This window comes from Spirochaetae bacterium HGW-Spirochaetae-1 (assembly GCA_002839375.1).
Lineage (GTDB): Bacteria > Spirochaetota > UBA4802 > UBA4802 > UBA5550 > PGXY01.
Genome location: PGXY01000010.1, coordinates 25345 through 47564, shown reverse-complemented (window position 1 = coordinate 47564; position 22220 = coordinate 25345). Strand labels below are relative to the sequence as shown.

Annotated in this window: 28 protein-coding genes; 25 read left to right on the top strand and 3 right to left on the bottom strand. The window is 40.5% G+C overall.

Annotated features, from left to right (window positions below; genetic code table 11):
- Positions 1–147: 147 nt before the first annotated feature.
- From CVV44_19055 to CVV44_18960, 20 genes are all read left to right on the top strand, one after another.
- Positions 148–537, top strand: a complete 390-nt coding sequence (locus CVV44_19055; GenBank protein ID PKL35632.1) for a hypothetical protein — start codon at positions 148–150, stop codon at positions 535–537.
- A 1-nt stretch (position 538) separates the two neighbouring features.
- On the top strand, positions 539–847 hold the full coding sequence (locus tag CVV44_19050) for a hypothetical protein (protein ID PKL35631.1): 309 nt from the start codon (positions 539–541) through the stop codon (positions 845–847).
- 470 nt (positions 848–1317) lie between these two features.
- Positions 1318–2148, top strand: a complete 831-nt coding sequence (locus tag CVV44_19045) for a hypothetical protein (protein PKL35630.1) — start codon at positions 1318–1320, stop codon at positions 2146–2148.
- Between the two features lie 360 nt (positions 2149–2508).
- Entirely contained in the window at positions 2509–3006 is a 498-nt protein-coding gene (locus CVV44_19040; GenBank protein ID PKL35629.1) for a hypothetical protein, read from the top strand.
- Positions 3007–3103: 97 nt separating this feature from the next.
- A complete protein-coding gene (locus tag CVV44_19035) occupies positions 3104–3475 on the top strand; it encodes a hypothetical protein (GenBank protein ID PKL35628.1) in 372 nt (123 codons plus the stop codon).
- A gap of 155 nt (positions 3476–3630) precedes the next feature.
- On the top strand, positions 3631–4251 hold the full coding sequence (locus CVV44_19030; GenBank protein ID PKL35627.1) for a hypothetical protein: 621 nt from the start codon (positions 3631–3633) through the stop codon (positions 4249–4251).
- A gap of 27 nt (positions 4252–4278) precedes the next feature.
- Positions 4279–5082: a dehydrogenase gene (locus CVV44_19025; protein ID PKL35626.1), complete on the top strand. Its 804-nt coding sequence runs from the start codon at positions 4279–4281 to the stop codon at positions 5080–5082.
- Between the two features lie 36 nt (positions 5083–5118).
- Complete coding sequence (locus CVV44_19020) at positions 5119–5448, top strand: transcriptional regulator (GenBank protein PKL35625.1); 330 nt, start codon at positions 5119–5121, stop codon at positions 5446–5448.
- A gap of 79 nt (positions 5449–5527) precedes the next feature.
- Positions 5528–5947, top strand: a complete 420-nt coding sequence (locus CVV44_19015) for a pyridoxamine 5'-phosphate oxidase (protein ID PKL35624.1) — start codon at positions 5528–5530, stop codon at positions 5945–5947.
- Positions 5948–6068: 121 nt separating this feature from the next.
- The gene (locus CVV44_19010) at positions 6069–6998 is read left to right on the top strand and encodes a hypothetical protein (GenBank protein ID PKL35623.1); all 930 of its coding nucleotides are present in this window, start codon (positions 6069–6071) and stop codon (positions 6996–6998) included.
- Between the two features lie 189 nt (positions 6999–7187).
- Entirely contained in the window at positions 7188–7511 is a 324-nt protein-coding gene (locus CVV44_19005; protein ID PKL35622.1) for a hypothetical protein, read from the top strand.
- Positions 7512–7525: 14 nt separating this feature from the next.
- On the top strand, positions 7526–7897 hold the full coding sequence (locus CVV44_19000) for an MFS transporter permease (protein ID PKL35621.1): 372 nt from the start codon (positions 7526–7528) through the stop codon (positions 7895–7897).
- 114 nt (positions 7898–8011) lie between these two features.
- Positions 8012–8731, top strand: a complete 720-nt coding sequence (locus CVV44_18995; GenBank protein PKL35620.1) for an NAD-dependent epimerase — start codon at positions 8012–8014, stop codon at positions 8729–8731.
- A gap of 4 nt (positions 8732–8735) precedes the next feature.
- A complete protein-coding gene (locus tag CVV44_18990; GenBank protein PKL35619.1) occupies positions 8736–9065 on the top strand; it encodes a hypothetical protein in 330 nt (109 codons plus the stop codon).
- Between the two features lie 72 nt (positions 9066–9137).
- Positions 9138–9932 (top strand): hypothetical protein, encoded by a 795-nt coding sequence (locus tag CVV44_18985; protein ID PKL35618.1) that lies wholly within the window; start codon positions 9138–9140, stop codon positions 9930–9932.
- A 96-nt stretch (positions 9933–10028) separates the two neighbouring features.
- Positions 10029–10538 (top strand): hypothetical protein, encoded by a 510-nt coding sequence (locus tag CVV44_18980; GenBank protein ID PKL35617.1) that lies wholly within the window; start codon positions 10029–10031, stop codon positions 10536–10538.
- Positions 10539–10585: 47 nt separating this feature from the next.
- A complete protein-coding gene (locus CVV44_18975) occupies positions 10586–11224 on the top strand; it encodes a glutamine amidotransferase (GenBank protein PKL35616.1) in 639 nt (212 codons plus the stop codon).
- A gap of 128 nt (positions 11225–11352) precedes the next feature.
- Complete coding sequence (locus CVV44_18970; GenBank protein ID PKL35615.1) at positions 11353–11553, top strand: toxin-antitoxin system, antitoxin component; 201 nt, start codon at positions 11353–11355, stop codon at positions 11551–11553.
- A 40-nt stretch (positions 11554–11593) separates the two neighbouring features.
- Positions 11594–12142, top strand: a complete 549-nt coding sequence (locus tag CVV44_18965) for a hypothetical protein (protein ID PKL35614.1) — start codon at positions 11594–11596, stop codon at positions 12140–12142.
- A 15-nt stretch (positions 12143–12157) separates the two neighbouring features.
- A complete protein-coding gene (locus CVV44_18960; protein PKL35613.1) occupies positions 12158–12904 on the top strand; it encodes a lysozyme in 747 nt (248 codons plus the stop codon).
- Here CVV44_18960 and CVV44_18955 read toward each other — a convergent pair.
- Together CVV44_18955 and CVV44_18950 are read right to left on the bottom strand one after the other, a co-directional pair.
- Entirely contained in the window at positions 12879–13880 is a 1002-nt protein-coding gene (locus CVV44_18955) for a hypothetical protein (GenBank protein PKL35612.1), read from the bottom strand. The genes CVV44_18960 and CVV44_18955 overlap by 26 nt on opposite strands.
- Positions 13881–13992: 112 nt before the next feature.
- Positions 13993–15120: a hypothetical protein gene (locus CVV44_18950; GenBank protein PKL35611.1), complete on the bottom strand. Its 1128-nt coding sequence runs from the start codon at positions 15118–15120 to the stop codon at positions 13993–13995.
- A 263-nt stretch (positions 15121–15383) separates the two neighbouring features.
- On the opposite strand from CVV44_18950, the gene CVV44_18945 reads away from it, so the two are divergent.
- Together CVV44_18945 and CVV44_18940 are read left to right on the top strand one after the other, a co-directional pair.
- Complete coding sequence (locus tag CVV44_18945; GenBank protein PKL35610.1) at positions 15384–16220, top strand: class I SAM-dependent methyltransferase; 837 nt, start codon at positions 15384–15386, stop codon at positions 16218–16220.
- Positions 16221–16281: 61 nt separating this feature from the next.
- Entirely contained in the window at positions 16282–17562 is a 1281-nt protein-coding gene (locus tag CVV44_18940; protein PKL35954.1) for a (Fe-S)-binding protein, read from the top strand.
- 99 nt (positions 17563–17661) lie between these two features.
- Here the strand turns inward: CVV44_18940 and CVV44_18935 are convergent, their stop codons facing one another.
- Positions 17662–19923: an amino acid permease gene (locus CVV44_18935; protein ID PKL35609.1), complete on the bottom strand. Its 2262-nt coding sequence runs from the start codon at positions 19921–19923 to the stop codon at positions 17662–17664.
- A 41-nt stretch (positions 19924–19964) separates the two neighbouring features.
- Between CVV44_18935 and CVV44_18930 the strand changes: the two genes are divergently transcribed.
- From CVV44_18930 to CVV44_18920, 3 genes are all read left to right on the top strand, one after another.
- Positions 19965–20174, top strand: coding sequence for a hypothetical protein (locus CVV44_18930; GenBank protein PKL35608.1), 210 nt, complete (start codon positions 19965–19967; stop codon positions 20172–20174).
- A gap of 88 nt (positions 20175–20262) precedes the next feature.
- Positions 20263–21072 (top strand): class I SAM-dependent methyltransferase, encoded by an 810-nt coding sequence (locus CVV44_18925; GenBank protein ID PKL35607.1) that lies wholly within the window; start codon positions 20263–20265, stop codon positions 21070–21072.
- Between the two features lie 20 nt (positions 21073–21092).
- Positions 21093–22211 carry a hypothetical protein gene (locus CVV44_18920; protein PKL35606.1) on the top strand — a complete coding sequence of 373 codons (1119 nt, stop codon included), beginning with the start codon at positions 21093–21095 and terminating at the stop codon, positions 22209–22211.
- Positions 22212–22220: the final 9 nt, after the last annotated feature.

The following is a 22220-nucleotide window of genomic DNA, read 5'->3' as shown; positions in this document are numbered from 1 at the left end:
GTGAAAACGTCGTATACGCCGGGAACGTTATGCGAAATTTCTTTTTGAATTTTTAGTGTTAAGATTTAAACAATTATTACATAGCATATTATTTTTATTAACAATACATTTGTTTTTGGGAATCGTAATCAAATTAAGGAGAAATTAATGAAAGTAGAAATTTTTTCAATGTGTGATGCCGTAAAAGATTATAATGGGAAATTATCAATTTTGGGAACATTTGACACCATCTTCTCTAGGCAAATGCCTGTTGTTCATCCAATCATGGGTATTGCGGCTAAAATTAGATTTGAAAGTAAAAAAATGGGAAAATATAAAATAAAGATAACTATTGCTGGTGACAATGGGAAAATTCACATTGATGGTATTGATGGAGAAATGGAAGTAAAACAAGCACCCGAAAAGACCAGTGCGGTAAATTTAGCTGTAAATATAACTAATTTTAACATACCAACATTTGGCGAATATACTGTTAATCTAATTATCGATGAAGAGATAATATCTTCTATTCCATTATATGTACGCAAGGTAAATTAAAATGGCAAGTAGTAATAATACTCAACCCATTACATCTATCACGAACGTTAATCCAAATTGGGGTGATATATCACAATATATTCAATTGTCACCGACATTTATCGGTGGTGTGATCGTTGGATTTATAACAGGAATAGCATCCGGTGTTACAGCAAATATAATTACAAAAATATTGCAAGAGAGAAAATTCCGTAAAACAGGATATTTAAATGCTGAATTTTCTGGTGGGTTCATCAAAATTAATGGTATGGTTAAAAGTACAACTACATCACAGAGGATTGTAAGTAAATTATCTGAAAATGTTGAATAAATATTAATGGAACTAAAATTAACATTATATCTTTTTATTAAAACTTATTGAGTTACCTGAATAGTGATGGTATTGACCTGACAGTCGCCTGAAAAAATAAAGGTGGTTAAAGTTCCTCTGAAAGATATAATGATTTTTACCACAAAAAGAGACATCGCATAACAAGGCTTACCTGCGGCGCTCGGAGTACCTCGCTTGGCCTGCGGCAAATTGCATAAAAGACCGCGCAACTTCGGGTAAGCAAAACGTTATATTGTATAACATCTAGCATCTATGCCAGTTAGAACTTTAAGTAATTTTCTGATTAAATATAACTATAATTTAACAAATCTATTGCCCACATTATGGAATTATCTTCTTTATTAAAGACATAAACAGATGAAAATGGATGAATAAATTACTTCAAAAAACAAAATATCCCTATATTTTAGAAAGCAGTGTATAAAGATATTATATTTAAAAGAATCCATATGAACGACGAATTTATAAAAATAATTAGAGAAAGCATTAAGCCATATCAAGAACTTGCTAACCAAATAGCAGAGACAATGCGCCCTACAATACTTGCAATTGAACAAATACGCAAACAGTATGAACCAGTAATGGCGCAAATATCAAATACAGTTAATGCTTGGGTAAAACAAAATGAACATGTATTTGAGACTATAAAAAAGTATGCAGTATTAGCCAAAAGATGGCAAGAACAAGAAAAACAAAATGTTGCAAAAATGGCCGAGAGTGGGTGGTTTCCAAACTGGTATACGTTTTATTTTGAACCTGGTAATGAAATCACAGATATAGATGAGCTAATGACATTGCACTTAAATGATTGTTGGGCGGAGGTTACAGCAGAAATAATTAAATTATGCCCAAATAGGGAACATGTGCTGAGAGCTGCAATAAAGTTGCATGAGGAAAAGAATTATATAGCGTCGGTTCCTCTTTTTATCTCTCAGGCTGACGGGATATTTTGTGAAGAAATAAAAACATTTTTGTTTGCTGGAGATAAACCAAAAGAAGTATTGGAGAATATGCTCGAAACTGGTGAACTTCAGAGAGGTTTCTTTGAAGATATTTTGCTAGAACCTTATATGCTAAAAACACAATTCTCTGAAGGTGTAAGAAAGTCAAGTTCAAATGATAAGAAAAAAGCACCAAATCGAAATGGCATCCTACATGGGCATCGCAAACATCTCGATTATGACAACGAACTGAACTCATTAAAGTCGTTTTCTCTTTTAGCATTCGTGGTATTTTCGGTTAAAGATATATTTAAAAAAAACATAACTATCTCTAAATAATTCAAGCTTTATATCCATGCCTCACTTGAAATAGGAAATAGGTGGGGCAACAGCATACAATAAAGGCTAAAACGCTGCGCCGGAGTATCGGCTTGGGCTTCGCTACATTTATACCAGTGCGATATACTGTTCCCCTTTAAAACTGGACATGTAATAAGCAATATTATAAGAGGTATTACATGGAACAGAAAACACAAAGATGGACGGCAGGTCGTAAGGCCGAATTGGTATTAAAGATCATCAAGGGGGAATCGCCCCTGGTAGAAGCGTGTCGCTCAAATGATCTGAAGAATTCAGGCTAAGTGCATAAACTGTCAGGTTTTCGGGGGAACATTACACATATACAGGAGATTCTTACAAATGGTATCGGACGAGATAATTTCAATCATTCTTCAACTTCAACACGAGGCGATTGCTTCGGGCAACCCTCCCTTTGCCGCTGTATTGATTGCCGATGGAAAAGTTATTTCTTCCAGCTGCAATAAATCCCGATCGACTGGTGATCCGCTGCAGCATGCGGAAATGCTGACAATCCGGTCAGCTATTGAAAACCATGGATCTGAAATCCTGTTAAAGGCGCACCTGATATCATCAAATGAGCCCTGCCCCATGTGTATTGGCGCCTGTATATGGTCCGGGATACGGGAAGTAACATACTTCCTGCCGCAGGAACAGGTTGCGGCCATACGCGGATGGGGGAAATTCATGTCAGCCCACAACATTGCTGCTGCTGATGATTCAGGTATACTAGTACATGGACCGATTGAACACGATGGCATGAGGAAAATGCATCAGGACTTCTGGACGGCGGAGAGAAATTACAGTATAAGAATTGAGGATCAGGGCATTCCCCGGTGATCGTTCCGGCGAGGATACGATTGATTTCAACCAGCTTTAAGTAGTAATCATGAATGGCCTATGTTTTTCTTGGCCGCGATTGAGCAGGAGATATTTAATGAAAAGTCGGGATGAATATGATTTACCCCAGGCCATCCAGGAATGGGGTTGGAAATTTCACCACATAGGGATTCCTACAAAGGAAAAAAAATTGAATGAGCATTACCTTGAAAAATTCAAATTTTCAGTATCTGGTTTTTCAGAAAGTCCTTTCGGTGTTGAATGGATGAGATTTGAGGATGATTGCAAAATGCCGGATTTGATTAAAAATATACCTCATTTAGCTTTCGTTGTCGAAGACCTGAATTACGAATTGAAGACCTGGAATTTCAAAGTATTGATAGAACCCAATCCGCCGAAGGAGGGAATAAGGGTAGCGATGATAGAACATAATGGCGCTCCGATAGAATTGATGGAGTTTATAAAATAAATCTCAACTGCGGCAAACGAGTCTGTAGAAAAAATAGTCCTTTTACAATAATTGAACCCGGTGAAGTTTTGGACGTTTACAGTCCACCAGGAAATGATTATTTATAGGTCGAGTAAGAAGATTTATTTGTAAAAAAAAATAGGCAGGATACCCTCATGAACGCCGATACATTTTGGAACATCATCGCTGTATATAACGGGCAAACATGGATCATACAATTAATTTTCATGCTGTTGATTGCCCTCAGCTTTATTCTAACAGTAAGAAATAAATTACAATGGCTGCCCAAGATCATTTTAGGTATAGCAAATATGTATATGGGCATTGTATTCTTTTTATATTATGGAACAGAACCGGTTCAGCATTATTTTGCCGCACCTCTTTTTATGGCAGCCGGGGCATTATTTCTCCGGGAAGGTATTAAATATAGAAATGATGCATTTACTCCTTTTAATGGAATTCAATGGGTGCTTTTTATAATGGTGCTTCTCTATCCGGGTGTTTCATTCTTATTGGGGAATTCTTTTCCCAGAATGGTGGTATATATAATGCCGTGTCCCCTGATCAGTTTCAGTATTGTCATGTATTCAGGGTATAAACGAAAAAATATACTCCTGCTGGTATTGCTGATACTGTGGGGTCTGACCGGAATAAAGTCTTTTTTCTTTAATGCCCTGGAAGATACTATCTTATTGATTTGCGGAATATATTGTCTCCGGCTTTTATTTTCTGAATTAAAGAAAAGGGGAAAGATGACCAATGTCATTACTCAATAATTCAGGAATACTGCAAGGAATCATATCATGAAAGAAAACATCGATTACACCATACAATCTTTTCCATCGAGCAGAATTTTCACTTCAGATGTAGGCAGGATTGGATTATCGAAACATCACGTTAAAGCGTTGATTGAAGTAGATGTCACTGAAGCGAGAAAAAAAATAAAAGTCAAACGAACAGAATCCGGAGATAACATTTCTTTTACATCATGGATATTAAAATGCATCAGTCATGCGATGACTGAGCATAAACAGGTTCATGCTTTAAAAAAGGGAAAAAATAAATTGATCATTTTTAATGATATTGATTTGTCAATAATCGTTGAAAAAGAAGTTGAAGGCGTTCTTGTTCCCTTGCCTCTTGTTATAAGAGAAGTAAACAAAAAAAGTCTGAATGATATTTATAGTGAAATTGAAAATGCGAAAATGAAAATAATTGAAAACGAAAATAATTACGTCATTGAACACAATCGCAAAAAAGAAGGCATAAACATATTTTTACTATTGCCGCAGTATATTCGCTTAATTATTTGGAAAATATTACTGCATAATCCGTATCGAGTAAAGAAAATGATGGGAACAGCCGCTGTCACATCGATTGGAATGATTGGCAAAATAGATGGATGGATAATTCCATACAGCATTCATCCCGTATGCTTTGCCCTGGGTTCAATAATCAAAAAACCCGGTGTTATAAATAATTCAATTGAAATCCGTGAATATTTAAAAATGACAATTTTAATAGATCACGATGTAATTGACGGCGCACCAGCTGCCCGGTTTGTATCTCATCTGACAGATTGTATTGAGAATAGTTATGCATTGTGAACGGCTACGCCTGTAACGACTTCAATTAAAGGTAATATGAAAATAAGAAAAGATATCACATGCCCGCTGGAATTAACACATGATATAATCAAAGGCAAATGGAAGCCCATAATCATATGGAATTTAAAACAAAATAAATCATTATCGGTGCTGGAAAAGAGCATTAACGGGATAAGTCAAAAAATGCTGCTGGAACATTTAAAGGAGTTAATCGAATTTAAAATTGTTGATAAGATATCATTTGAAGGCTACCCTCTCAAGGTTGAATATTACTTAACCGAAAGAGGCAAAGAGCTGCTTGATGCCATAGTAATTTTACAAAAAATCGGATCGAATATACAGGAAGAATTGAAAACTACACATTGATACCCCCGAAAAAGTGGGTAATTGACATTTCAAATACCTTGGTTTATTATGCTGAAAATAATTTATATGGAGGCATGAAATGTCAATGTCAAAAGAAACAATAGAAAAAATGATCGATGGAATCGGTGTATCTCTTATCAGTTCGGTCGATGAATCAGGTTTTCCAAATACCAAAGCCATGCTGCCGCCCAGAAAAAGGAATGGTATTTCTGAATTTTATTTTACAACAAATACATCATCGATGAGAGTTAACCAATATAAACTGAACAATAAGGCCTGTATTTATTTTTTTGACAAACGGTTCTTTCGTGGTGTAATGCTGATCGGCACAATGGAAGTATTGAATGACCAAAAAACAAAAGACATGATCTGGCAGGATGGCGATACGATGTACTATCCGCAGGGAGTTACCGATCCCGACTATTGCGTCTTAAAATTTTCAGCGAAACGGATGAGAATATATCAGAATTTTAAATCAGAGAATATCGATATCGCGTAATTTTATTCTGAATATAAACCGCTCACCTTCCCCGGCTCAAAGACCGGTCGTTTGATCCGGAGACAAAGGTGCGATAAAAACGATGTGACTTTTACTTTAAATTTATAATGTGAGAAATCAAATGATATTTCCCGGCATAAAAAAGATTGCAAAAAGTAAAAACTGGTTACGATCGAACAGTATGACTTCCGGCGTAGAAAATGATTACCTGATAAATATGGGTGACGGCCAGGGATTTAAGTTTTTTCTGTTTCATAATATGGTAATTCCTGAAAGTAAAATTGATCTTTTAAAAAATGAATTTGATGCAATAAAGAAAAATTTCTCATTCAATGTAATTGATATTAAGAACAATTCAATTTATATCACCATAAAAGAAATGTTTTTACCGGCGAAAAAAGAAAAGATACTGCAGGCATTGGATTCCATAGTTAACATTTTAAAAAGAAATTCCATTTCCGTCAATACGGCCTGCATTGATTGCGGAAAAAATGATGACAATACCCTGCATTATTTAAACACCAAAGATGTGAATTTTCATATCTGCAGCGGCTGTGCCGAGAATCTCAGGCATAAACTTTTAACCGAATACAGAAATTTTTTAAATGAAGATAAGAATTACATAAGAGGTTTACTGGGCGCAATTATTTTCAGCATCCCTGGAATGATTGTCTGGTTATTGGCAACAGTATATCTGGAGAGAATTGCTGCGGGCATAGCTTTATTGATGTTTTACCTTTCGATAAAAGGATACGAGATATTTGGCGGCAAATTGGGAAAATTGAAAGCATGGATTTTGTTGAGCGTCAATATCAGCATGGTTATTATTTCAAATTATGTTACGGTTGGATATCTTCTTTACAAAAAACAAAATATACCGATAGACAGAATACTTGAAATAGTAACCACTAACCAACAAATATCAGAAATAATTTACAAGGATATTGCTTTATCATTAGCAGTGTGTTCGATACTGTGGTTATTTTTATTATACATATATATCAAACAAACCAAATTTCCTGAGTTGCTTCAAAGTAAAATTATACAGTAAAACAAATCGTGTTTAATGCATATAACGAGCCTGTAGAACAAATAAATTATCAATGCATTTTAACAAATGCTACCCATTGATTTTTCAAAACAGACAGCTCCAGGTACTCTTGAACATACAATCAATTGTGCAGGGATAATAATATCGACTACGAAGAAGGCAGAAAATTTTACAGTCGAAGGAGGAAAAATGAAAACATTAATGATCTCAATGGTAATTGGTTTTGCTGCGGGTATAATTGATATCATACCAATGATTATTAATAAATTGGACAAAAAAGCAATTCTCTCGGCATTCCTGCAATATTTTTTTGTATCAATTGTTATTCTAAACATTAACTTACCAAATATTGCATGGTGGCTACAAGGTGGAATTGTTTCACTTTGTTTAGCACTTCCAATTATTTTAATTGTGTCGAGAAATCTAAATGAGAAAAAAGCTCCTCCAATAATGGTTGCAATGTCAATTATACTTGGGACATTGATTTCTATTGCCGGACATTTTATAATTTAAGGAGATATAAGATTATGGGCAAGTATGTTAATAACAATTTAGCAAATGGTGAATCAGTTATCTTTGAAGTAAGATGTCATTGGATAATTTTTATATCCTTAAAGTCATTATTAACATTGTTTATTGCTCCAATAATTAAGTTAAAAACAAGTGAATTTGCAATTACAAATAAACGAATAATAATTAAGGTAGGTTTAATTCGCAGAAAAACAATTGAATTAAATCTCTCGAAAGTTGAGTCAGTTAATGTTGATCAAAGTATTTTGGGTCGTATTTTAGGTTATGGAACTATAACAGTTGTTGGTACTGGCGGAACAAAAGAAAAATTTTCTGAAATTTCCAAACCATTAGAATTTAGAAAAGCATTTCAGCAGCTTGATTCTTAATTCTTTTTATGTAAATGCCCAAAAAAACAGCACCTGACGAAGAAACGTTAAGTGAAGTGATAAATTATATAAAAAACCATATGCCAAAAGGTGTCTCAGAAGGAGATAACATATATGAAAGTCCTCGTATTGGGAGCAAATGGAGCAACAGGTTTTAACGTTGTCACTCAACTGTTATTACAGGGAATGCAAGTTCTGGCATTAGCAAGAAATATTGAAAAATTTGATCCGATAAAAGACAGCAAGCACATAAAAATCATACGGGCCGGCATATTGGACATTGATAATCATACATTGCAACAATATGTACGTGACGCAGACGCCGTAATATCCTGCCTGGGGCATAATATTACTTTTAAGGGAATATTCGGAAAACCCTATACACTCGTTACTGACGCATTGATACGGATTATTGATACTGTTAATGACATTAATAAAAATCGAACCGTAAAAATAATTTTAATGAACACTACAGGCTGCACAAACAAATTGCAGAATGAAAAGTTAAGCGGGAAAGAGAACATTATAATGTCAATTTTAAGAAAATTATTGCCGCCGCAGCGGGATAATGAATCGGCATTGGACTATTTAATTGAGCGCGTGGGAAGAAGCAATACTCGGATTGAATGGATTGCGGTACGACCTGATACGCTGATAAATGAAGCTGACGTTTCAGCATATACGGTTCATCCGTCACCGGTAAGAAGTCCGATTTTTGATGCGGGAAAAACAAGCAGAATAAACGTGGCAAATTTTATGGCATGTCTGCTGAAAGATGAAGAACTCTGGAAAAAATGGAAATTCAAGACACCCGTTATTTACAATAAAGAGTAAATTGATGAACGATTTAAAACCATATTGGGGAAGAGTGCCCGCCTGTGGTGTTTTCTGCGGAGGATGTCCAACGTATACGAGAGAAACAAAGCCATGCCCGGGAGCTGAAAAAAATAGTAAAAGATGTGAAGGCTGCACAACCTTTCATATATGCTGTAAAGAAAAAGGGATAACTTTTTGCCATGAGTGCAGTGACTTTCCCTGTAAACGGTTTAAATCTTTTTCAAAAAGATGGCTGAAGTATGGTCAGAATTTCATTGAGAACCAGAATTTCTTAAAAGAATCCGGAGCTGATAAATTTTTAAAGTATTACAATTCAAAAGTAAACAAGTGAATATAAATTATCTTTACGATTTCAGGCTCAACATTATGAACCGTTGAGTTGTCCGCGCCAGGGGTATAAGCCATGTGTACACTCTATTCCATAAAAAAGAACGACAACGTATTTACCGCACTGAACTTCGACTGGTTCGGGAAACCCGATGGAACAGTTTTATTCACCAAAGCCCGCAAAGATCAGCACGCCTATATGGTCACATCGCAGCATGGAAAATACTTTCCTTATGAGGGGATGAATGACCGGGGATTGTATATCGGACAGACGGCTGTGCCCATGATTAAACGGAACGTATCACTGATAAATCCGGTTTTCACTACGTATATTCTTCTGCCGATTCTGCGAACCTGCTCCACCGTGGAAGAAGCAATAGCCGTCATCAAATCACGATCGGTTATTTTCGGAACAGCCCTGGGCCTCAGCATGTTTCATTGTCTCATAGCCGATGAAACGGGAAACTCCGCCATTGTGGAATTCATGGATGATACAATAATTATTACCGCCGAAGAAGACTATCAGTTGATGACGAATTTCTACGTGTCAAACCCGGAAATTCTCTGGAAAAATCACGTGGAAGGATGCGGGGGATATGCCCGGTATACCATTGCTGAAAAACTACTGAAATCGGCCCGTGATGTTTCCTATGACGTATGCATGAACATTGCCAGGGCTGCCAATACGACAGATTTCACCTATGAAGGAAACACGCTGAATACGATCTGGACAAGTATTTATAATCTTAAAGACCGTGAAATGCGCCTGTACTATCGCATGGATTATTCCACGTATAAAACGTATAATCTCATGGACGAGATGCGTAAGGGAACCAAAAAAATAGTGATGAGTGACGCGTTCAAACAGTAAAAATTGAGATTCCTAAGAAACGTTGCGAACAATTTTTAGAAATGAACACCGCCTTCCATAGCGGTGCGGTTATAAAATCAATTATGAGGTCGAACTGTGGAAGACAAACTGGTAACAATTTTAACCTTCGATAATCCCGTAGAAGCAAATATAATAAAAACATTACTGGAGAATAATGATATATACTGTTTTTTAGCCGATGAAAGTTTACTTGATATCAACCCGCTTTATTCCAATGCCCTGGGGCGGATTAAACTTCAAGTGAAAGAAGGAGAAACGGATACGGCCAAAAGGATTTTAGAGGAAAGTGATTATGATTTTAAATTTCACCGGCAGGGTGATAATATACACGTAAAACCCTGTACGAAGTGCAATTCAAGAAAAGTCTACCCCGAAAGAGCAGGCCTGCTTCGTATTCTCCTGTCAATTCCATTGTTATGTATTCCCATAATTTTTCGAAAAAGAAAATGGCGATGTTATAATTGCAATTATTCCTGGATTGAACCCATAACTGCCAACAAGATATTCTTTTCTATTGCCATAATTCCATTCTTGCTATATATCTGGGTCAAAATATACGGGGAGATCCTTTATTTTTTTCAGTAATCTCTGGAAGTCATTCTCAGGAAAAATGAAATACATCGGGAGGAACCATGGAAAAACAGACAGGACACAAAAATTGTTATCTCTATGTTTTGAACACATTGGCTGATTGGGAAATTGGATTCATCACCGCGGAGTTAAAAAGCAGGCGGTTTATTCCTGAAAATACTAAAATTGAACTGCTCATGGTTGGGAATACACTGCAATCAATTACGACAATGGGCGGGATATCGATTTCACCGGAAATATCTGTTGAAGACATTGAGTTTAAAGAAGGAGACATATTGGTTCTTCCCGGTGCGGATACATGGTTGGAAGAGGAGAATAAAAAAATTTTAGACATGGTGCCCGATCTGTTGCAAAAAAAGGTTATAATCGCGGCAATTTGCGGCGCCACAGCCGCCCTGGCTCAAAGAGGCCTGCTGAATAACAGAAAACATACCAGCAATGATAAGGAATATTTAAAAATGTTCTGTCCGGCATATGAAGGCATTTTATCATATATCGATGCACCGGTTGCAGTTGATGAAAATTTGATTACGGCAACAGGACTTGCACCACTGGAATTTGCCTATGAGCTTTTCAAAAAAAGTAAAGCCATGAGAGATGAAACGTTAGAGGCCTGGTACCAGCTCTACAGGACAAAGGAAGCAAAATATTTTTTCAATCTGATGGAGTCGCTGAAGTAAAATCGAACGACCGGTAACGGCACGTATGCGGTTCCGTCTTCTGCTGCAAGCGATTATACTCAATTTATACTTGCAAATATACTTAACTTTTTGTCATGTTTTAGTATCTTCCACATAAGAGGTTTCCTATGCCGCAAATATCGTTATACATAGACAAAGACACTTTAAGCAAGATAGAAAAAGCCGCGGCCAAAGAAAAAATATCAATTTCAAAATGGGTGGGCAAGAATATCAAAAAAGTAATAACCGAAGATTATCCTCAGGGATACTTTGATTTATTCGGTTCCATATCAGATGAATCATTTGATATTAAACATTTATCATTTTAACAGGATGTTCCCCGCATTATCCGTGTCAGAAGTATAAAGTATGCGTACACTCTATTCCTTTAAAAAAAATATCAAAAATAAAGCGGAAGTGAATCCCATGCATCGATCTCTTAAAATCTTCCTGGTCATCGTCATGATTTCGTCACTGGCAACCTGTTCTTCCTCCGGGAAGGTTAAGGAGCGTCCCCCTGGCGGCTCATGGGAGATCTGTCCCCTCTGCAAGGGCACGGGCCGGGCCGAAATCATTTCCGGTGTAGGAGGTGCCGACGACATCCACGAGATGGACAAAGAAGAAGAAAGTTTTTGCGCCACTGCCCTGGGTTGCCTTTTTATCGGGTGGATCGTCGAGTCCGAAAAGAAGAAACCGGTGAAAGACGATGATCCGTCTTTCGGGCAGATAGGAGAGGAATATAAGGATGAGATGGAGCGGGACCTCCCGCCGCGGTCTGCGGTTAAAAAAAAGGTCCGGTGTCCCCGGTGCCGTGGCAGGGGCTGGATAGAAGTGCGCGAAGAGAAACCACTGACACCGGAAGAACGCTATCATAAATACGAGACCTTCAAGCGGCTCAATGAGGACATCAATAAATAGGGGAAACAGTGTATTATGAAAAAATTCTGTTTAATAATTTTACTGTCATCAATAACCGCGATCGGCATATATAAGGCCCTTGATTCAGGAATCATATGGTTTGTATACCCCTCTGAAGAAAAATACCCCCTTCGGGGAATTGATATTTCCAATCACCAGGGGAAAATCGACTGGAACAAAATCCCCAAAGATACAGTGCACTTTGTCTATATCAAGGCCTCTGAAGGCGGCGATTTTAAAGATAAATCATTTGCGCTGAACTTGCACGCGGCAAAGAAGCGGAATTTTCCCGTCGGCGCTTATCATTTTTTCACCCTTTGTAAACCGGGATCGGAACAGGCGCAGAATTTTATACATACAGTGCCCAAAGACAATGATTCCCTGCCCCCGGTACTGGATCTGGAGTACACGGGTAATTGCGGGAACAGGCCTCCCCTGAGTAACGTGCAAAAAGAAATAAAGGATTTTCTAAGTATAGTTGATGCCTATTACGGGAAGAAAACAATTCTCTATGCAACATATGAATTTATTGATGCCTATTTCGGCAATGAATTCAGCGACCGTAACATATGGATTCGTGATATATATAAAAACCCGAACCTGTTCTCCGGCATCCCCTGGACGATCTGGCAGTATAACTGCCGGGGCCGTGTACCCGGTATAACAGGCCCCGTTGATTTAAATGTATTCAATGGTAATTTAAATACATTTCATGAGATAATGATAAACACTGCTCCTACCGGTATGCCACAACACCCTTGAAATAATCCCCGAAAAGATTGACGACCTTCACGCGGGAGAACCCGGCCTTCTTTAAATCACGCACAATGTCATTGACCCGCGGCAGGGGATAGAGCCCCTCGGTCGCTGAAAAAATAAGATCATAATAGGCCGATGACAGGTGCGACGTTTTGAAAGCCGTAACCAGCATAAACCTGCCGTTACGGTTCAGCAGTGCGTGAATTGCCCTGAAGAGCCGGAGTCTCTCTTCGTCGGAAAAATAATAGATGTTTGAAAAGGACGTAACCACGTCAAAGGTTTTCCCCTGTATGGTTTCGGGATGTATGATATTGTCCTGCGCCACGGTAAAATTGGCTTCGATGTTGTTTTCCCGCAGTTTCTGTCGCGCGATGGCCGCGGCCGACGTGTCTTTGTCCAGGGCGATACCGCCGTTGTTCCCGTTTATGTCCACGTAGTATTTCAGGTATTCCCCGGCGCCGCAGCCGAATTCCAGGATTGTCAGGGGCGCTTTTTTCTTCACGGTGTGATAAATGAAGGCCTTGATAATAGGCTCCAGTATTCTTGATGATTCGGCGATCACCCCGCCGAAGTCTTTCAGGTAGTCCCCTTTCGTATTCCCCGCAAGAAAGCTATCGAGGTTCTGAGCCACATCGCCGTGATACCGGACCGTTTCGCTGACAAGCGCAGCCAGGGGAACGTTTGCCGCCAGGGCACGCGCCATTGATCCCTTCAGGCGGTAAAGCCCTTTTCTGCACGATATCTCCTTGAGCGCGCAGCCCATATCCAAAAGCGAAGACAGGAGCTGTGTATTGCTGATATTTGATTCCCGGATAACCTCCTCAAGGGTTGAGGGTTTTTCCAGTATTTTAAACAATCCCGTTTCAATACCGGCATGATAAAATATCAGGCTGCCCTGGAACTTCATGATACCGCCGATTTGTAATTGTGCCCATACATCCTTTGACGCTAAAAGATTCTTCATTGATCGAAACAGCATGGTCTATCCTCCATAATGTGTGAAAAAGACGCTTCCGTGTCTTTCTCTTTTTCATGAATGATACACAATGCATTGCCCGCCGTCGCCCGGGTTACTAAACCCGCACGTTTTTTTACATGAACAGGTCGGCGCGGTATTCCCTAGGCGTTTTACCCGTGAATTTTTTGAACATGGTGTTGAACGTGGACTTTGAATTGAATCCGGCGCTGTAGGCGATGGAGAGAATGTTCTGGTTTTTGAAATCGGGGTGAAGCAGTTTCTCTTTAACATCAGCAATACGGTAGCTGTTGACAAAATTATAGAAATTCTGTTTGAAGTGGATATTCAGTATCATGGAAAGGTGGTGCGTTGACAGGGACAGCTCATCGGCCATGTCCTGGAGCGTCAGTTCCTCCCGGAGATAGGGTTTGTGCTCCGTCATATAGGCCCGCAGTTTTCTCACATGGCTTTCTTCTTCCGGGGCCGGGAGCCTGAGCTTTTCATACCGGGGTCCCGACGCTGTCTCTTCATGGGGCACGGCCCTTTCCATGAGCCGCACCCGGTTGAATATCTCAGGCTGGATCATGGCCAGGAAGGCGATGCCGAAGCCCAGGCCCACACTGCTGAGGACGGCAATGACATCGGGAAGCTTATACTGACGCCTCACATAGCCGTCGCTGACCAGGGACAGGAAAATAAGAGAAACGACCAGGATCAGAAATATCAGGCCTACCCGGAGAAATGACAGCTTCAGGGCGTCAATGGCGGAAAAATAGTCTTTCAGGCGGCCTATATATTTCTGCAGCAGTACCAGGGACAGGGCATAGAACAGGGCTTCAAATATCAGCCCTCCCCCGTTTATTGCCATGTCAACGTATATAACGGCCCGGGGCACTGGAAACGTATTACCATAAAACAGTACAAACATATTGACAGCAAGAGCGGCCGCGAAGGGACCGTAGAGCAGCAGGTATTTTTTCGGGAAGGCCTGCAGGCGCGCCGTGAGGAAAACAACATATAAAAACATGGAAGGCCCGAAGATCAATGAATAGGGAATTACGCTCAGCTGGTAGGGACGCGGCGCTGCCATGAGTCCCCGTGCGCCCAGGTACAGCTCAAAGGCGTCAATGGCCAGGAAAAGCATGACAAGAGAAAGAAAACCGTTGGCCCTGCGGTTGTTCTTTTTCACCAGCAGCACAACGCACAAAAGAAAGGCCTGGATCGACCCGGCAAGACATATTGTCGCAAAGATTTCCCGCATGATTGTTTCGTACCTGTTCCCATAGAAGTATTTCTGTGATGCTGTTCTGTCAAGAATTATTGAACATCGGGACAGGGGCTCCTGCGCCGGGTTTCACCATAGTGGCCTTTTGATTTCAAAAACTTCTTGCTTTTATAAATCCCTTTCTGCACAAAATATGTGAATAACTCTTTTTATATTAGCAACATACTCAGTGTTCTCATCAATTATTATGAAGAAAAACCTGCACATTACAACAGGAATTATTGCAAAGGAGTTTTCCCGTGTTCAAAGAATTAACCGAAATAAACAGCATGCCCAAAGCTTTCGAGTTCTATACCGCCGAAGACCTCTGGGCCGATGAGCATACCTCAAAAAAGATGCTGGAGTATCATCTCAATGAATCAATTGACGTCTCTTCACGGAATGCCGCATTCATCGACCGGTCGGTTTCATGGATCGCCGGACGTTTCGGCCTGGATTCGGCGTCCGGGGTCCTGGACCTGGGCTGCGGCCCGGGACTCTACGCCAACCGCCTGGCCGCAATGGATATCAGCGTCACGGGCGTTGATTTTTCAAAGCGATCCATCGATTATGCCGCTAACAGGGCATCGGATAAAAATCTCAAGGCCCGGTATATTCACCGAAATTACCTGGAGTTCGAAAGCGACAGGCGCTTCGATCTCATCATCATGATCATGTGCGACTTCTGCGCCCTGAGCCCGGATCAGAGAAAAACCATGCTGAAGAAATTCCGGGGCCTGCTGAAGCCCGGCGGGAAGATCCTTCTCGATGTCTATTCCCTGAATTATTTCAACCGGCGGGAGGAATCGGCCGCTTATGAACAGAATCACATGGACAACTTCTGGTCTCCCCGTGAGTACTATTGTTTCATCAACGCCTTTAAATATAATGACGAAAAAGTAACCCTGGACAAATACACCATCATTGAAAGCGAAAAGACCCGGATCGTATACAACTGGCTGCAGTATTTTACGCCCCAATCTTTGAAAAGGGAATTTGAAGAAAACGGGCTCCTTATCGAAGAGATATACAGCGATGTGTCCGGCCGGGACTTCGATGCCGGGTCATCGGAATTTGCTGTTGTGGCTGGAGCGTAAGCCGGAAAAGGTCCGCTCTACCGTAAAGATAAAATCAATTGAGGCTATACACGGAAAAATAATGTCACACATCACGACAAAATCGGGATATCAGACCCTTGTTGAACGGCTGAATAAGTTTCCCCTGGGAGTTGTGGAATCGGAGACCCTGTACCGAATATTACAGACACTGGTGACGGAGAAAGAAGCTCTGATGCTCTCCCTTCTTCCCATCAAACCCTTCAACACAGAAAAAGCAGCACAGTTATGGAAATGCGATATCAGCGAGGCACGGAGTATCCTGAATGATCTCTGCGATAAAACCATGCTGGTCGATATTGAAACCTCGGGTGAGCCCGAGTATGTCCTCCCTCCTCCCATGGCCGGATTCATAGAGTTTTCCCTGATGCGGCTGGGAAATGACCGCAATCAGAAACGGCTCGCCGAATTGTATTACCAGTATATGAACGTCGAAGAGGATTTCGTTAAAAAACTCTTCACCGTGGGAGACACGAAGCTTGGCCGCGCCTTTGTCAATGAACAGGTAATTGCCGGTGATGACACGCTGCAGGTCCTCGATTACGAGCGCGCCAGTGAAGTCATCAACAGCGCGGAGCATATGGCCATAAGCACCTGTTACTGCCGTCACAAAATGATGCATGCCGCAAAAGCCTGTGACGCACCTCTTGATATATGCATGACCTTTAATTCAAGCGCCTACTCCCTGGTCAAGCATGGTTCAGCCCGGGCCGTCGATAAAAGTGAAATGTTTTCCCTGCTGGAAAAAGCCTATGAACATAATCTTGTGCAGTTCGGTGAGAATCAGCAGAACAGGGTCAATTTTATATGTAATTGCTGCGGTTGCTGCTGTGAGGCCATGCAGGCGCAGAAACGCTTCGCTTTCCTGAATTCAATCAGTACCACTAATTTTATCCCCGCGGTTGTCGAAGAAAAATGTACGGGCTGCGGAAAGTGCGTTGAAGTATGCCCCGTTGAATCGCTCTCGCTGGTTTCGGCCGGAGATCCGGTGAACAAAAAAAAGAAAAAAGCGAAGCTCATAGAGAGGCATTGTCTCGGATGCGGTATCTGCGTACGATCATGCTCCCGCGAGGCCCTTAAGCTTGTCGAAAGAAAAGTAAAAGTCATTACTCCCGTGGATTCCGTTCATAAAGCGGTAATGATGGCCATTGAACGGGGAACACTGCAGCATCTGATTTTCGACAATCAGGCCATGTGGAACCACCGCGCCCTTGCGGCAATCTTCGGCGCTATCCTTAATCTGCCACCGGTAAAACAGATTCTCGCGTCTGAGCAGGTCAAATCCCGTTACATGGCTGCATTGCTGAAACGGATGAATCTTTAAAGTAATTCCCTTTAAACGCTTTTCAAAGTCCACACAGAAAGTCAGAATTAAATCAATAAAAGGCAGAAAATAAATCAATGCCTTCATAAGATCCGCTCATCATTCAATAAGGCTGTGAGTTATTGCGCTCTTTACGAAGAGAACCGGCGGCAGTGAATCGTATTTATGAATTTCTTTTTTGAAAAAGAATTCGTTCAGATTGAATAAACTTCGATTGGTCTTATCCGTGTAATTCCCGGGAATTCCCATTAAAACGAGATTTGATTTCCCGGAAATTTTCGTTACCGTTTGTAAAAAATCTTCATCGGTAAAGGGCAGAATTATTACTTCGCCGTTTATCCTTGCCTTGCTTAAAAGCGTCATCATCTCATCGCGCGCGTCATGTTCCGCTTCATCCTCACTCAGTTTTCTGATTATACGAATGGTAATGTCATTTAATTTTTCATCAACCGATGATTGGATAATATATGCCAGGAGGACCATGAGGTTCCCGTTTTTTTCACCCCGCCACCATATATCAATCTCGGAAAACCCTGAAAACTTTTCGCCGTTTTTTAATAAAATAATATTCTTCCGTAATGAGAGGATCTTTTTAATAACCCTGACCGTGTCAATTTTTTTCGAATACCCCAGGAGAACCGTATTGGGCGAGAGGTTTCCGTAAAAATTCATCTGTACCATGCTTAAAATTGTTTCTGTCGGATCGCCGGAAAAGATTAAACCGTAATTATTGCGCGCCTCCTCATCTATCTGATCTTTCTCTTCATCCTTTTCAGTTAAAATATGATGAAAATGGATAAATCCCTTATACTGCGTCAACAACCGCGCGATGATCTCCAGGGTTTCCGGCGCTTTATCCGTTCCCTTAACTGAAATGGCCGTCACGATGGGACGCCAGTTTTTTGTGCCCTGCACTATTCCATTAAGAACATTGATGATCTTAATCAGGAAGGAATAGACTACTCCCCACCATACGCCTTCAAGCTTGCCCTCTTCCTTGTACTTTAAGATCAACCGGAAAATGATGAACTGAACAACTATAATCAGCAGTCCGAGTTGCCAGTTGAAAATAAAAATAGCCGTTAAGGAAGCGAGGTACCCGTAAAATGATATCAGCCAGTGGCCCCGGGACGTGGGCCTGAAGGTGGGATTCTGGCTGATCCTTTCAAGAAAAGCCGATCCGTTCACCCATCCATAGACGACAAGATAACAGATACCCACGATCATCGCCGCGGTATTAATATTGCCGATCCATATAACCGCAAAAGCGATCAGGAAAGTGAAAATTACCGCAAATCGCGGCTCATTGCCCGATGACCTGAAATCCTTTGACAAAAAGGAAAGAAAGCGCGGCAGTACATTATCGCGGCTCAACGACTGGGCCGTCCGGGGCGCGGTCATGAAACAGCTCAGGGCTGAAGAACTGGTCGCGAACAGAATGCCCAGCAGTACGATAATCCCGAAAATACTGTAGGGGAACATGTTTCCGGAGCCCAGCAGATCGGTCAAAAGATTGCCAATGGGCAGACCGTCTTTATGTTCTAAAATTATTTTTTGCGGATTCATGAGTGAAAAAATAAAGACGGTAATAATATAAAGGATCATGGTTATAATTATTGAGAGAAAAGTCCCTCTTACAAGGCTCTTCTTGGGATCCGCCAGTTCTCCGCTCATGCCGACACCGGCATCAATTCCCGTAACGGCCGGGAAAAACTGGGTGAAGGTAATTATAAAAAGTGATACCGTCAGGGGCCTCATCCCTTTCAGATGAAGTGTTTGAGAAAAAATGCCGTCCTGGATAAAATCAGAACTTATCACTGGTGAAAAGAATATGATGGCGATGCTGCCGAAGAGAATGACAAGGATGAACATCTGAATTTTAAGCGTAAAATCGGCGCCAAACATTACTATGATAAAAAACAGCAGTAGAACAACCGTAGCCACAAGTTGCTTGAAAAGCAGAATAGAATCAGTATTCGAAAATATTTCCGGAAACATCTGTTGTATGTGGGGAAAAAACAAGGGTGATAATGGCTCGGCGAAACCGATGCAATAAAAACCGATGGATGCGGCCTGGGCTATAAACAGCTGTATGCCGATCGATCCTCCGAAAGACAGTCCCAGAGACCTCTTTGACAGGGCATACATACCGCCCCCGCCGATATTATTAAGGTTCGTGGCGCAATCGGCGATAGAAAAAGCCGTTGCCACGGTAACCGTATGTGAGAGAAAAATCACCATGAGTATGCCGAACAAACCGACATCGGCGGTAAGGGCCGGCAGCAATAAAAATAATACTGTTCCCAGTATCGCTTCAGTTGATGGAACGAATACGCCTTTAAATGTCCCGAATTTTTTCATATGCCGGTCTATTCACATTGTTTTGATAAAGGATGGTAATGATGAAAAGAATACTCCTTCTCAAGTTATTAACACTATGTGTATTGAGTTCATTGATTATAATTATTTTTAATAAAATATTAAACGGAAATTTCCAGAAAGTCAACTATAATTCATCACGCTTAAACTATATCCCGGGATTGAAAATACTGTTTATCCGTTCCCCGAAAAGCGTACCGGATAAACAGGGGAAAATCCTCTTGCAAAAATAAAGTTACTAATATAGAAAGAAACCTTGAAAGAAAAAGGATTGGAGGAAAGTCCGCTTTACCGTAAATTAAAACCAGTTGAGGCGATACCATGTCCATCTTAAAAGATATTCAGTATAAGGACTCATCGAAATTTAACGATCGCATTTATTTACATTATAAATTTGGAACGAACAAGTATCCGTTGACACAGTGGGTTTTTGACAATATCAGCAAAGAAAACAATCTAAAAGTACTGGAACTGGGCTGCGGGAATGGATTGCTGTGGAGATTAAATGCGAAGAGGGTCCCCGGTACCTGGGAAATTACGTTATCCGACTTCTCCGTGGGGATGATACACGATGCGAAAAACACCATAGGAGACAGCATAAAGAACATCACCTATGAGGTCATAAATATTGAGCATATTCCCTTTGAAGATCATAGCTATGATTTAATAATAGCAAATAATATGCTGTATCATGTTCCCGACAGGAATAAGGCCCTTTCGGAAATACAAAGGGTTTTAAAGAAAAACGGAACATTCTACGCGACGACATTCAGTAAATACTACATGAAGGAGATGAAGGAAATAATTTCTGAATACAGGGCTAAACCCGTTAAGGAAAATGCAACCAATGACCTTATACAAAACTTTTCGATAGAAGACGGCGGGGAACAGTTAAAAAAATATTTCAACAATATTGTTTTAAAACCGTATGATAATATATTGATAATCAATGAAGCCGAACCGTTCATTAATTTCATTTATTCAACTGTCGGTATTCAGCGGGATAAAATTATTTTTAATGAAGATGAAAGAGAACCCCTGACAGAATTTGTAAAAAATATAATTGAACGCAAGGGGAATATCAGCATTCCGGCGAATAGCGGATTATTTATCTGTAAAAACAGCGCGTAACACGGCACGAAGAGGCTGCGATGATCAAATTCAGCATATTTAGCATCTTTATATTATTGAATCTCTATGCTCTTACGAGAATCCGTACATTATTAAAAAAGCCGTCAACAAAAACACTCGTTTCATGCGTATACGGCATAGTAGTCGCGGCCTTTCCGATCACCGAGCTTTTATCCCACTCATCGTATGGCGACGCATTAAAATATCTATTGCTTCCCGGCTATTACAGCCTGCCCTTCCTGCTGTATGTGGTTCTCTTAGTAATTCTTCAGGATATTCTATTGCTGGCAAACCGTGTTCTGAACGTTATATCACGCGAAACACTTGAAGGCCCCCGGTACCGCGCAGCCATGCTGGGCATCATCACTGTAATACCGCTGCTCTTCATTATAATCGGGACAATTAACTATAATACGATTCGTGTCAGTGAATATTCCATCAACATACCGGCAAAATCATCAAAGATAAGGAGCATAAAAGTATCGCTTGCCGCCGATCTCCATCTGCGCGATATAACCGGCAGGCAGTTCGTGGTAAATTTTGTCAAAACGATCAATTCGCTGAATCCCGACATCCTCTTAATCCCCGGTGACATACTCGAAGGTGATAATAACAATATGGATACATCGGATTTCGAAACGCTTTTTAAAGATATCAGGACAAGGTACGGGGTCTACGCCTCACCGGGGAATCATGAATCACACGGCCCAATGCGGAGTTTTGATTTTCTAAAGAAAGCGAATATCACCCTTCTTCGGGATGAGTACCGTACCATAGCTGATTCTTTTTACCTGGTTGGTAGAAATGACCGTAATTCCGATAAAAGAAAAAAAATTAAGGATATTTTGAAGGACGCCCCTGCCATACTGCCGGTCCTGGTCCTTGATCATCGTCCTTTGAACAGTGAAGATGCCGATGATATGACCATTGATGTACAACTCTCCGGTCATACCCATAATGGACAATTATTTCCATTGAATTTTATTGTCAGATATCTCAACACGCTGAGCTGGGGCTACAAAAAGACCGGCAATACACATCTATTCGTGACAAGCGGAATTCAGGGCTGGGGCCCCCCTGTCCGGACAGCGGGCATTTCAGAAATAATGGTAATTAACATTAATTTTGTAAAACAATGACAGCAGCAA